Here is a 13,662-nt window from a genome sequence, read left to right on the forward strand (position 1 = left end):
ATAGAGTATCTTAAAGAAAACGAAGGGCGACCTTCAGATGATATCATGCATCTTGAACGAAGATGTTCCAAAAGTTTTTTTGGGACATTTTTTTATACCAAGAAATGGAGCGAAAAGATGGGCGAAATGTTAAATGTAGAAAAGATTTTTGCAGAAAATGTATTTACCCTCGGTAAAATGAAGGAACGTTTACCAAAAAATGTGTTCAAAGAAGTGAAAAAGGTGATGGATCAGGGAGGAGAACTTTCACTCGCAGCGGCCGATGTCGTTGCAAAGGCAATGAAGGATTGGGCAATAGAAAAAGGCGCAACTCACTATACGCATTGGTTTCAGCCGCTAACGGGCATTACCGCTGAGAAACATGATTCTTTCGTTGCTCATCCGGATGAAGAAGGCAAAATGTTGATGGAATTCTCCGGAAGAGAGTTAATTAAAGGTGAACCGGATGCATCGTCATTTCCTTCAGGCGGACTTCGTTCCACTTTCGAAGCGAGAGGCTATACCGCATGGGATATTACTTCGCCGGCATTTCTGAAAGAAGCAGGAACTGGCGTAATTCTTTGCATCCCTACCGCATTTTGTTCTTATAAGGGAGAGGCATTGGATAAAAAGACTCCCCTATTAAGGTCTATGGAAGCGATCAGTGAACAGGCGCTTAGAATTGTTAGACTGTTCGGCAATACGGAAGCTACGAAAGTAGCAGCAAGCGTAGGAGCGGAGCAGGAATACTTCCTTGTGGATAAAGATAAATATTTACAGCGCCCCGATCTTATTTTCTCAGGACGTACGTTATTCGGTGCACCGGCTCCTAAGGGACAAGAGATGGAGGATCATTATTTCGGTGTTATCAGAGAGCGCATAGGCGCATATATGAAGGATCTGAATGAAGAACTTTGGAAGCTTGGCGTAACGGCTAAGACTCAACATAATGAGGTTGCTCCGGCACAGCATGAGCTGGCTCCTGTATATGAAACTGCTAATATTGCGGTAGACCATAACCAAGTCGTTATGGAGACGATGAAAAGAGTGGCGATTCACCACGATTTGAGATGTCTGCTTCATGAGAAACCTTTTGCCGGTGTGAACGGCTCGGGCAAACATAATAACTGGTCATTGGGAACGGATAATGGTGTGAATATGCTCGATCCCGGCGATACACCGAATGAGAACATACAATTTCTTCTCGTGCTCGCTTGTATTATGAAGGCGGTGGATACTCATGGAGATTTGCTTCGCCAGAGCGCGTCGGATGTAGGAAATGATCATCGATTAGGGGCGAATGAAGCTCCTCCGGCAATTATTTCCATTTTCCTCGGCGAGCAGTTGGAAGATGTGGTAAAGCAGCTGGTAGAGACGGGAATGGCTCAGACCTGTAAAGAAGGCGGCGTATTAAAGACAGGAGTATCTTGCCTTCCGGATCTTGTGAAGGATGCTACCGATAGAAACAGAACCTCACCCTTTGCCTTTACGGGGAATAAGTTCGAATTCCGTATGGTAGGATCTGCCGATTCTGTTGCCAGCCCTACGACAACTATCAATGCAATTGTGGCTGAGGCTTTTTGTGAAGCGGCAGATATCTTGGAAAAAGCGGATGACTTCGACTTGGCGGTACACGATTTAATCAAAGAGTATATGGGTAAATATCAGAGAATTATCTTCAATGGCGATGGATATTCGGAAGCATGGGTGGAAGAAGCGCGGCGCAGAGGACTTCCTAATATTAAGAGTATGGTAGAGGCAGTGGATACTTTGACTACGGAGAAGTCAGTGAAGTTATTCGAGAAGTTCGGTATATTCACGAAGACCGAACTGGAGTCGAGGGAAGAAATTCTCTATGAAACATATGCGAAGACTATCAATATCGAAGCTCTTACTATGATAGATATGGCTTCCAGACAGCTTATCCCAGCCGTTATGAAGTATACGAAGACACTTGCGGATACGGTAATTGCAGTAAAGGAAGCCGGTGCGGACGCTTCCGTTCAGTCAGAATTACTAGCTCTCGTATCGAAGAAATTAGTGGAAATGCGAACAGCACTTGTTCGGCTGGAAGAAGTGGAGAAGCAGGCGAGCGCAATGCCTGAAGGAAGAGAACAGGCATTTTTCTATAAAGAGCAGGTCGTGGCAGCGATGGATAATTTAAGAGCACCGGCCGATGAGCTCGAAAGGCTTGTCGATAAGGATGTGTGGCCGATTCCTACTTATGCTGATTTGCTGTTTGAAGTATAGAAGCTTAGAACATAATATATAAAAGATATCGGGGTCAAGAGTTATTAAAATTAAAGAAGAAATTAGCCTATATTTGTTGAATATAAGCTAATTTCTTTTTTTATTGTGAAATTCATATGTTCATGTTGACAGAAATTTATACAAGTAATATAATTACAATCATGAGTACACGTGTACGCAATGTCAAGTTGCATAATAAAGTTGTTGCTCACAGTGGAGGTGTGAACAGTAACATAATAAGTGCGTGTATGAAAATGAATGGAAACGGATTCTAACTATTCAATAGGTCTGTGTATTTACTGCACAGATCGCAAGAATACGTGGGAAAGCAAGTGAAAAATAGAATTGCCGGTGAGAGGAAAGGAAAAGGCATAAAAAATACCCTGACAATTTGTTGTTTGCAGCGAACAAGACCAATAAATCATCAGGATATCTCAAGCACTACTATTCTAAATGAATTAGCAGGAAAAGTAAAGGTTTCTTTTCATTGTAAGTAGGTAGTAAGTAGATAGGATGTTATTTATGAGTAACTGTGAGGATACTGAACAGTTACCTATTTATGAGAAAGGTATGGTAAGAAGATGAAAAGAAAAGCATTAGCGACTTTATTGACTTTAGCGATGGTAGCTACGCTTGCTGGATGTAATACGGCTTCCCCGATGGCACAGGAGGAAGAGCCACAGGCTCAGGAGGTGCAGGAGGAAGCAGCAAAAGAAAGCTCTGAGGAGCAGAACACCGCAGTGCAGGCAGAGGCTGAACCGATAACAATTCAGTTCTGGAATGCATTCACAGGTACGGATGGAGATGTTCTTCGTGAAATCGTAGATCAGTATAATGAAGAAAATGATAAAGGAATTACGATAGAAATGGATATTATGCCAGCGGCCAGCCTGGAAGAAAAGTTGCCGGCAGCCATTGCGTCTAAGACGGCTCCAGCATTAATTATCAGAGGTAACTTCGATACGGCAACTTATACGAATAATGGAATTATTTCTCCGCTCGATGACTTCTTTGAAGTAACAGGAACGGATAAGGGCAATTTCAATGAAGCTCCCATTGAAGCATTACAATATAATGGAAGTCAGATGATGATTCCTATGCAGGTGCATTCCACATTTTTATATTGGAATAAAGAGCTTTTCGAAGCAGCAGGATTGGATCCTGAGACTCCTCCTGCCACATGGGATGAAGTAGCAGAATATGCGGGCAAAGTTGCTGACCCTTCAAGAAAAATATATGGGGTGGGCTTCCCTATAAGCGGTGCTCCCAGCTATTTCAACGCAATGTTTAAAGCAAATGGTGGTGATGTATTCTCAGAAGATGGAACGAAGTCGGTACTCGATAGTGCTGAGAACTTGAAAACACTCGAATACATACAGGGACTTGTGAAGGAAGGATATGCGCCGGTAGGTTCTACAGGTGCGGATACGGATAACTTGATGTTGGCAGGGCAAATGGGAATCTATTGCAGCGGACCGTGGTTAATCAATGGATTACGGGAAGCGGAAATTGATTTCGGAGTAACGGGAATGCCTGCAGGTGATGAACGTGCAGCAGGAGTGATCGAGGTACAGGGCTTCGCTGTTACTTCCACTTCCAGCGAAGCGGAAAAAGCAGCAGCTTATGATTTTATCGCTTATTGGAATACAGATAGAATCTGTAAAGAATGGTCCATGCGTAATGGTTTTCCTCCTTATTTGAAATCCTTGGCAGAAGATGCGGATCTTCAGGCGGACGAGATAGTAAATGCATTATCTTCTATTTCTGACTTCGGATTCTCTTTTGCACCGGGCGTGACAGTAGTAAAACAGGTGAATGGTAATGTTCTCTTCCCTATGATAGAAAATGTAGTAGCCGGCAACGATCCGCAGGATGAGTTGACAAAGGCTTCGGCAAGCATAGATGAAATCCTTGCGAAATAAAGTAATATTGAGGTGAAATAAATTGGAAACAATCAAAACATGGAAGCGGTATTGGAATAAACCGGATAAAGTAGCGTATATCTTTATGCTCCCATCCTTACTCGTGCTGCTCATCTTTGCGGTAATCCCGCTTGTAACATCGCTTATTATCAGTCTGTTCGATATGAATATATTCTTCACGGATACAGCATTTGCGGGAGTTACTAATTTTGCACGGATATTTCAGGATAAAAGGTTTTGGAATGCTTTGCTTAATACAGTAGTGTTTGTTGTTTTTGAGGTGCCACTGCAGATCGTAATCGGTCTGCTGGTGGCAAATGCCCTCGTAAAAGCAACATTTTTCAATAAGGTGGCCCGTTCTATATTTTTTCTTCCCGTAGTTTGTTCTATGGCTGCAGTAGGTATTGTCTGGTCCATTCTTTTGGATACGAATATCGGATTTGTTCCATACCTTTTGGAGCAGGTAGGTATTCATAATGCTACCTTTTTCAGAAATGCAAAGACAGCTATGCCTACGGTAGTGGCTATGACGATATGGAAGAACTTCGGCTATACAATGTCTATCTTAGTGGTGGGGATACAAGGTATCTCAAGAAGCTATTATGAAGCAGCGGAGATTGATGGTGCAGGAAGGATGGCACAATTTTTCAGAATTACGTTGCCGCTGCTGCGCCCCACATTGGGATTTTGCATGATTACTAATACGATAGGATCCTTGCAGGTGTTCGATCAGGTATATGTGACAACACAGGGCGGCCCTCAGTTCAAAACAGAAACACTGGTACAATATATTTATAAGACAGGATTCAATGATCCATACGATTTGGGATATGCCTGTGCACTTTCGGTTATTCTTCTTTGCGTAATACTGGTAATTTCCCTTCCTATGTATAAGAAGATGTTTATGGACCGCAATTAATATGATACCACAAAGTGCGTAACAATCCGTAGGTATCATGGGGCAAAATACTTTTTGCCCCCAGCATCATTAATATTATTATACGGAGAAATTAGATGAATAGAAAAAACAAATACGGCGTTACACCGGCCGGATTATTAAAAATGGTGATTATGCTGGCGATGATTGCCGTAGTACTATTCCCGTTAATATGGCTTGCGGCAGGTTCCCTCAAGGTGGAGAAGGAAATTATAGGATATCCCCCTTCATTGCTTGGGACCAAGTACACCTTAAAGTCATTTCAGCGGATATTTAAAACAATACCGATGGCAATCTATATTAAGAATACGGTAATCTTTGCCGGAGGGGCGACCTTCTTATCGGTAATCTTCGATTCCATGACAGGATATGCTTTTGCAAGACTTGAGTTTAAAGGGAAAAATCTATTGTTTATGTTAGTGCTTATGACGATGATGGTACCTTTTCAGGTAATGATGATCCCGTTGTTTTTAGAGTCCAACTTTTTGGGGCTGCTGGATACCTATACAGGGCTTATATTACCCAAAGCGACGTCAGCTTTCGGAATATTTATGATGCGTTCTTATTTTGCTGCATTGCCCAGAGACCTGGAAGAGGCGGCGAGAGTGGATGGCATGAGTGAGTTTGGGATATTTACGAAGATTATGTTTCCCCTTGTACTGCCGGGTGTTCTAACACTCACTATCTTTCATTTGATGCAGAACTGGAATAATCTTTTATACCCTCTTATGATGACCAGTAGTACGAGAATGAGAACGTTGTCTGCGGGACTTGCGCTTTTTGTAGGAGAGCATGCAACGACTTACTATGGTCCGCAGCTTGCGGGAGCGCTACTCTCTATTTTGCCGCTGCTTATTATTTATATTTTCTTCCAGAAGTATTTTATTGCCAGCGTGGCGACGAGTGGACTGAAAGATTAGAAGGGTAACAGAACTGTTACTTAGGAGGACGTTATGCATAAAGCAAGAATTGTAATAAATAAAGACTATAAATTAGGTACCATTGATGATAGAATTTATGGTAGCTTTGTAGAACATATGGGAAGAGTGGTATATTCCGGTATCTATGAACCGGGTCATCCCGAAGCGGATGAAGACGGATTCAGGAAGGATGTACTGGCTGCGGTAAAGGAAGCGGGCATCACGAATATTCGTTATCCCGGAGGTAATTTCGTGTCCTGCTATCATTGGGAGGACGGAATTGGGAAAAAGGAAGAACGTCCCAGGAGATTGGAACTGGCATGGAGAGCGATAGAAACGAATGAATTCGGCACTGATGAATTCATGAAATGGTGTGAAAAAGCAGGAACAGAACCGCTGCTTGCGGTGAATCTGGGTACGAAGGGATTGGAGGATGCCGTTCATTATTTGGAATACTGCAACTTCCCTGGAGGGACTTCCTATAGCGATAGAAGGATTGAAAATGGCAGAGTAGAACCATATAATGTGCGTATGTGGTGTCTTGGAAATGAAATGGATGGACATTGGCAGCTTGGACATAAAAGCGCGAGTGAATATGGACGTCTGGCGAGGGAAACGGCTAAGGCGATGAAGTTGATCGATCCGGACATCGAGCTCGTATCTTGCGGAAGCTCGCTAAATACAATGGCTACATTTCCACAGTGGGAAGAAGACTCGCTGGAAGAAACATATGAGTATGTAGATTATATCTCTTTGCATCAATATTTTGATGGGCATGAGAAAACGACGGAAGAATTCCTGGCGCAGGCGGATGCTATGGATGAATATATCAAGATAGTCATCGCGGCCTGTGACTTTATAAAAGCGAAGAAACGCTCCGATAAAACGTTAAATATTAGTTTTGATGAGTGGGGAGTATGGACAAGGCATTCCGATGAAACGGTTCGGGAATGTGATATCAGCCCATGGCAGCAGGCACAGCCGATTAGCGAGATGATATACAGCTTTAAGGATGCTCTGCTTTTTGGAGGGATGCTTTTAGCAATTCTTAAAAATGCGGATAGGGTCAAAGTCGCATGCCAATCTCTTCTTACGAATATCAGTGCGATGATTATGACTGAAAAAGGCGGTGAGATGTGGAAGCAGACGATTTACTATCCTTTTGCGGATGTTGCTCAGCTCGGTCATGGAGAGGTACTTGACAGCCGTGTTATCTGCCCGGAATATGCAACGAAGGATAAGAAGTCGCATGTTCCGCTGATCGATACAGTTACGGTGAAAAATGGCAATGAAATTGTTCTGTTTGCAATCAATAGAAGCAGTGAAATAAGCATGGAAATAGAGATGGAGTTACAAGGTTTTGAAGTGGAAGAAGTGATAGAACACAGAGTTCTCTGTGCGCAGGATATTGAGGCCGATAATAGTGTGATGCATAATCTCGTTAAAACAAGTACGAGAGAAGATGTTTCATTGGAAGAAGAGAAGGCGGCCTGTGTATTGGATAAACTCACATGGAATGCGATACGCTTCAGAATTAAAGAATAATTGTAACTGTGAGGATACTGAGCAGTTACGAATAATTACGAGCCGAAGATAACGAGGAGGGGAATTTATGGGTGTCACAACGAATGATATAGCAAGAATCTGCAATGTGTCGAGAACCACAGTAATTCGAGCCTTGAATGATCAGGGGAGAATCAGCAGTGAAACGAAGGAGCGAATTCTTAATACGGCAAAAGAGCTTGGGTATCGTCCTGACTTATTGGCAAGAGGGCTTGTAAAGGGCAAGACGATGTCCATAGGCGTCGTGGTGTATGATGTGAGAAATCAGTATTTTGCCCAGATGCTGAGTGCTATTGAAGAAGAGGCTCAGACGAGAGGTTATTGTGTGAATATCACCCTCCATGGAAAAGATAGGGAAAGGGAAATAGAGCTGATTAGGCGGTTGGTGGATTATCGTGTAGACGGTCTTATCCTTTCTCCTGTTAATAAAGGGCGGGAATTCGGAAGATTCCTGAAAAGTCTCAACACCCCCCTTGTTGTGGTAGGTAATCGAATATCTGACACAATTCCTTTTGTGGGAATTGATGAAAAGAAAGCGGCAAAGGAGGCAGCGCAAAAGATACTCGCCTCAAGTTATGAGCGCGTTGTATTTGTATGTCCTCCACTTGCCGAAAAGGAAATGGGAAATATATATACCCATGAGCAGCGTTTAGAAGGATTTGAAGAGGTAATGAAGAATTATCCGGGGATAGAGAAGGTTGTAATAGGAGCCTTCGGTTATGAACAGGAGGTACTCGGATTGCTTGAAAATAGTAAGAAAAGAACTGCTTTTTTCTGTTCCGGAGATATCTTCGCATTGGATATCATAAAGGTATTAAAACGGGCAGGTAAAAGGGCCCCTTCGGATTATGGAATTATGGGATTTGATAATTTGGAGCTTTTAGAATATATGGAACCCAGCCTTTCTACCATCCATAACTCGGTGCCGGAGGTGTCGAGAAAAGCAGTCGAGCTGTTGTTTGACAAGATGGAAGGAAGGGAGATTCCCTTGAAAACCTATGAGAATTATCGGCTGATTCATGGAAATACGATTTAGTAAAGAGGATGGCTATGAACAGAGAGAATTTTGTAAAGACAGAGTATAATATACCATTAATAGAAAAGCGAGCGGACCCGTATGTATACAGGCATATAGACGGGTCCTATTATTTTACAGCGTCGGTACCGGAGTATGACAGGATTATACTAAGAAAGAGCGATACCATCAGAGGGCTGGCACAGGCAGAGGAACGGACTATATGGAATTGCCATGAGAATGGGCCTATGAGCTGCCATATTTGGGCACCGGAGATACATTTTATAGATGGTGCATGGTACATATACTATGCGGCGGGTGAGAAAGAGGATGTTTGGAAGATACGTCCTTACGTTCTTAAGTGTGAAGGCGATCCGATGGAGGATGAATGGCAGGAATTAGGGCAGATGAAGCCGGCACAAGGGGATAAATTTTCCTTCCAAGACTTCTCTCTCGATATGACCGTTTTTGAACATAAAGAGAAGAGATATTGTGTTTGGGCAGAAAAGGTAAATGTGGGCAAGAAAATATCCAATCTGTATATTGCGGAGATGGAAGCGCCTGATAAATTGAAAACAGCCCAGATTCTTCTTGCTGCGCCCGATTACGGCTGGGAGAGAGAAGGATATTTTGTGAACGAAGGTGCGGCTGTTATTAAGCGCGGAGAAAGGACATTTCTTACCTATTCGGCCAGTGCCACGGGGGCATGCTACTGCATGGGGCTTTTAACGCTGAGAGAAGGGGGAGATCCCTTGGACCCGGCGGATTGGAAGAAGAGCAAGAACCCGGTACTTACAACCGATACGGTGAAAGGTATCTATGGACCCGGACATAACTCGTTTACGAAGTCAGAGGATGGGAAAAGGGATGTGATGGTATTCCATGCAAGGCAATATGATGAAATCATAGGGGATCCTTTATATGATGAGAATCGACATGCTTATTATATGGAAGTAGCGTGGGATGAGGATGGGATGCCGGTATTCGAATATAAGAAGAGCCGCAGACCAAATATCCTTATGCTGGTAGCAGATCATCAAGCCTTTTATGGACACCCTCGGGTGAATACTCCGTATTTTGACAGACTAAAGGAGGAAGGCGTTTTTTTTGAGAAAACATATTGTACCAGCCCCCTTTGTATGCCTTCGAGAAAAAGCATTCTCACCGGATTGTATCCGCACAATCACGGGCAGAGTGATAATTCCTTCGAAGTGCCTTTCGACAGCCATGAAACTTACATCGATGTATTGAAGGGTGAGGGATATCGGAGTTATTACTTCGGCAAATATCATGCAGGTACCGGTAAACCGGAAGACTTAGGATGTGAAGGTGTGTCCTACCCCGATTACTCCAATCCGTACCATCAGAAGGAGTATAAGGAATATATTGAACGGAACCATCTGCCGGCGGCAAGGATGCGGATTGAAAAGAATATGTGCGAAAAAGGATGGATCGATGATGTGGAAGAGGGAGATATCTATGATTTCCCCCGGGACTTAATCAACGAGGCTCTATCGGGGGTTCTTATAGGCCCGAAAGAGAGCCACGAGGCATACTATGTGGCGGATATGGCGAAACGTCAGTTAGAAAGGATAAAAGAAGAAGGAAGCGGAGAGCCGTTTATGGTACGGGTAGATTTCTGGGGGCCTCATCAGCCATATAGCCCGGCGGAAGAATTTGCGGCGATGTATCCTCCTGAGAGCATTGAGGAGTATCCAAGCTTTTCGGATGATCTGACGGGAAAACCGGAATCCTATCACTTTGATACGGGAAGGGAAACGAGTGAGGATAGAAAATTACGCTATCCCAATTCTATGCCGTGGAGCGAGTGGCAGAAAATGCTATCCAGATGTTACGGACAGATTACGATGGTGGATGAGGCTGCCGGACAGATTATAGATAAGATTAAGGAACTCGGTATGGAAGAAGATACGCTTGTTATATGGACGGCGGATCATGGGGATGCCCTGGCCTGTCATGGCGGGCATTTCGATAAAGCCTTCTATCTGCCGGAGGAAGTGATGCGAATTCCTCTTGCTATGTCATATCCCGGCGTACTGCCTGCAGGTACGGTATGCAACGAATTAATTACCAATGCGGATATCGCACCTACGATTGCTTCGGCAGCAGGAGGCCAATTCGAACAGAAAGTCGATGGAGAGGATATTCTTAGTATATATAGTGAACAATCCCCTTCCTGGCGCAAATCACTATTTGCGCAGACACATGGGCATTTGGCTCCATGGAAAGCTAGAGTAGCAGTGTGGGATCGATACAAATATATAGAAAATAAAGGGGATATTGAGGAATTATATGATTTGGAACAAGACCCTTACGAGTTGACTAATCTGGCTTTGGATGATGAATATGGAGAGATCCTTAAACTTATGAGAAAGAAGCTGTTGGAATTGAAGGATTTGTATCACGATACTATCTGATATTCGGATGATAGAAGGAAGATATTTTAAAGATGCAGGAGCTGCCGTACTGAGTATATAAAAGTATAGCGGCAGTTCCTCATAAATATCTTTTTCGCTCTTAAATGACAGTTCATAAATTAATGCAAAAAATTAAAAAATAGTACTTGCAATCCTATAATGATTCGTGTATAATACCAAAATGTAGCGTGTGAATAACGAAGCGCTACGAACATAATATAGGGCTATCGCCAAACGGTAAGGCAACGGACTCTGACTCCGTCATCTCAAGGTTCGAATCCTTGTAGCCCTGCTTGAAGAACTCAGTTGAGAAATCAACTGAGTTCTTTCTTCTATAGGAAAAGCTTAGGTGGCGAGGCAGGAGCCTTAGGATGTACCTACCATGTTTTTGACAATTACAAATCCATAATACTTACAGAACGATAAAAACAGACCTTCAAATTGATGTAAAATAAAATTACTCAATTTGTAGGTTTGTTTTTATGAAAAATGCTATACTTTCATTGTGGCAAAATAATTATTTTGTGCAAAACGTGTGCAATGGATTGGTATTGTACTTTACTATGAATAAATTATAATAAAAAGTGGGTACACAATTATGATTTATCATTACAGTTTGCATAGACTTAAGGTTAGGCCTTGTCAGGGGAGCGAACCGCCGGACTTTAGCAGGAGAATGGTTTAAATATATGAAAAAAAGAGAAAATAGTATCCTGAGTTTTATTTTTTATAATGATGGTGCGGGATTGCAAGAACTGTTGGATCGCTTTCAAGTTTCCAAGCGGACGCTGTACTATGATATCGAGAATATCAATGGACAGATTAAAAGCTGCGGCCAGATTCGGAGAGTCGGACAGAAGTTCACCTATGTTGGCAACTATAATATGCTGCGTAGATTTATAAACGGAACCGGTTTGTTAGACCCTTATGCAGTCTATAGCAGACAGAGCTATATCCTCGGTAAGATTCTGGAAAATAAGCCTTTCACACTTGAGAAACTAGCCGATGAGATGGGAATTAGTAAAAACACATGTATAAATGATATGAAAGAGGTAAAGTTCTTACTAAAGGAAAAAGGTCTTTATCTTCATACAAAACCACAGTTTTCTATAACCGGTGATGAAAGAAAGATTCGTGAACTTTATCTGTCGCTTATGCAGGAAAATGTAGATTTGCTTCACCAGATTTCAAAGCAGGTCATTGATTTTAACAAGAAGTGGAATCTCCAATTGACGGATTATTCTCTGGGCAATCTCTCTGCATTTCTCGTATTTTCAAAGAGCAGGATTGATAAAGGAGAGTTCGTACAACCGGGGGAGGATTTCTCGGAAGCGGAGCAGTTCCCCTATTGTGCGACCCTTTCTGAATTGCTTGGGACGGAGCGTTTGGAAGAGCGGCAGTATCTTTCCGCTTATATTTCATCCCTTCCCAGCCGGAATTATCAAGTGGATGACGGGCGGATTGAGCGCTATGTGGATTGGCTGATTGAAAAGTTCGAATCCAGGACCGCGATGACAATCGAGTCCAAAGAGGAGTTTAAAAGTAATATAAAAGGTCATTTGCTTTCATCCTATTACCGCATCCGTTTTCATTTTCCGATTAATAATCCTTGCTTGACGGAAATTACGATACAGCATGGTGCGCTTTATAAGATTATTCGCTCTATCGTGACGGAGGGCGGGGAGGAGTTTCCGGAGCTCGCCGACATGAGTGATGAAGAAATCGGATTCCTTGCGGCGTATTTCGGCGGATATCTTTCCGGAAGCAGAAGCGGTAAAGGAAGCAAAAATCGTGTATTGCTCGTTTGCCCCAACGGTCTGATGGTGTCTAAAACCTTGAAAATACAGCTTTATAAATATATTCCTACTGTGAAAGTGGTTGATACCATTGCATTGAGCAGCTTGGAGGATTATTTACAAGAGTACGATTACATTATATCTACCATTGAACTTCGCGGCTATGACAATGTGATCGTGGTAAATCCGATTTTCACCCAAAGGGATATTCAGCTCATTATGAACAAATTGTTGGATTTTTCGGGTACGGCACATATGTTTGATATGGAGATGCTCATTCATGTGATTCGTAAAAGTGCGGATATCTATGATGAAGAACAGCTCCGTCAAGACTTGAATGTATTGATGTACCAGAAGACAGAAGAAAATAAGGAGGAAAAAAATCCTGTGCTAAAAGACTTAATTTATGGAGATAGAATAAATATTGTGCCTCATGTGGAAAGTTGGCAAGATGCGATCACATTAGCAGCGAAACCATTGCTCGATGATAATTCCATTGAACCATCCTATATCGATGCGATGATTGAAAGCGTGAATCGATTTGGGCCTTACATTGTACTCGATGAATATTTTGCTCTTCCTCATGCCAGGTTGGAAGGCGGCGTAAATCGCCTTTCTATGTCGTTGCTTATAGTAAGGAATGAAGTGGACGTGCTTGGGGAGGCTGTAAATGTATTTCTCGTGCTTGCTACAGTGGATGCTTCTTCGCATTTGGATGCGTTGGCTAATTTGTCAGACATTCTTGGAGACCGGGAAAATATTCATATACTTCGTTCAGGAGATAAAGAGGAGATTCTTAATCTTCTTAGGAGATATTAAAAAATATTGAGAAAAGGAGGTGA

General features: G+C 42.6%; 8 protein-coding genes and 1 tRNA gene. All 9 read left to right on the forward strand.

Annotated features, from left to right (window positions below; genetic code table 11):
* Nucleotides 1-117 precede the first annotated feature (117 nt).
* The 9 genes from RBB56_RS11910 to RBB56_RS11955 all read left to right on the forward strand — a co-directional run bounded on the left by RBB56_RS11910 (nucleotide 118) and on the right by RBB56_RS11955 (nucleotide 13,639).
* Nucleotides 118-2,229 (forward strand): glutamine synthetase III family protein, encoded by a 2,112-nt coding sequence (locus tag RBB56_RS11910; RefSeq protein WP_306719176.1) that lies wholly within the window; start codon nucleotides 118-120, stop codon nucleotides 2,227-2,229.
* 581 nt (nucleotides 2,230-2,810) lie between these two features.
* Nucleotides 2,811-4,151 carry an ABC transporter substrate-binding protein gene (locus RBB56_RS11915; protein ID WP_306719177.1) on the forward strand — a complete coding sequence of 447 codons (1,341 nt, stop codon included), beginning with the start codon at nucleotides 2,811-2,813 and terminating at the stop codon, nucleotides 4,149-4,151.
* 22 nt (nucleotides 4,152-4,173) lie between these two features.
* Nucleotides 4,174-5,070 (forward strand): carbohydrate ABC transporter permease, encoded by an 897-nt coding sequence (locus RBB56_RS11920; RefSeq protein ID WP_306719178.1) that lies wholly within the window; start codon nucleotides 4,174-4,176, stop codon nucleotides 5,068-5,070.
* Nucleotides 5,071-5,165: 95 nt separating this feature from the next.
* Entirely contained in the window at nucleotides 5,166-6,008 is an 843-nt protein-coding gene (locus RBB56_RS11925) for a carbohydrate ABC transporter permease (RefSeq protein ID WP_306719179.1), read from the forward strand.
* Between the two features lie 33 nt (nucleotides 6,009-6,041).
* Entirely contained in the window at nucleotides 6,042-7,553 is a 1,512-nt protein-coding gene (gene arfA, locus RBB56_RS11930) for an arabinosylfuranosidase ArfA (RefSeq protein WP_306719180.1), read from the forward strand.
* A gap of 67 nt (nucleotides 7,554-7,620) precedes the next feature.
* On the forward strand, nucleotides 7,621-8,607 hold the full coding sequence (locus RBB56_RS11935; RefSeq protein ID WP_306719181.1) for a LacI family DNA-binding transcriptional regulator: 987 nt from the start codon (nucleotides 7,621-7,623) through the stop codon (nucleotides 8,605-8,607).
* A gap of 14 nt (nucleotides 8,608-8,621) precedes the next feature.
* Entirely contained in the window at nucleotides 8,622-11,024 is a 2,403-nt protein-coding gene (locus RBB56_RS18345; RefSeq protein WP_331525672.1) for a family 43 glycosylhydrolase, read from the forward strand.
* A gap of 220 nt (nucleotides 11,025-11,244) precedes the next feature.
* Nucleotides 11,245-11,316 (forward strand) — tRNA-Gln (locus RBB56_RS11950).
* Between the two features lie 397 nt (nucleotides 11,317-11,713).
* On the forward strand, nucleotides 11,714-13,639 hold the full coding sequence (locus RBB56_RS11955) for a BglG family transcription antiterminator (RefSeq protein WP_306719182.1): 1,926 nt from the start codon (nucleotides 11,714-11,716) through the stop codon (nucleotides 13,637-13,639).
* The last annotated feature ends 23 nt before the right edge of the window (nucleotides 13,640-13,662 follow it).

The sequence above is a fragment of the Kineothrix sp. MB12-C1 genome (assembly GCF_030863805.1).
Classification (GTDB): domain Bacteria; phylum Bacillota; class Clostridia; order Lachnospirales; family Lachnospiraceae; genus Kineothrix.

Coding starts and splice junctions, on each gene's coding strand:
- RBB56_RS11915 (WP_306719177.1), top strand. CDS start 2,811: ATGAAAAGAAAAGCATTAGCGACTTTATTGACTTTAGCGATGGTAGCT.
- RBB56_RS11925 (WP_306719179.1), top strand. CDS start 5,166: ATGAATAGAAAAAACAAATACGGCGTTACACCGGCCGGATTATTAAAA.
- RBB56_RS11935 (WP_306719181.1), top strand. CDS start 7,621: ATGGGTGTCACAACGAATGATATAGCAAGAATCTGCAATGTGTCGAGA.
- RBB56_RS11910 (WP_306719176.1), top strand. CDS start 118: ATGGGCGAAATGTTAAATGTAGAAAAGATTTTTGCAGAAAATGTATTT.
- RBB56_RS11955 (WP_306719182.1), top strand. CDS start 11,714: ATGAAAAAAAGAGAAAATAGTATCCTGAGTTTTATTTTTTATAATGAT.
- RBB56_RS18345 (WP_331525672.1), top strand. CDS start 8,622: ATGAACAGAGAGAATTTTGTAAAGACAGAGTATAATATACCATTAATA.
- arfA (WP_306719180.1), top strand. CDS start 6,042: ATGCATAAAGCAAGAATTGTAATAAATAAAGACTATAAATTAGGTACC.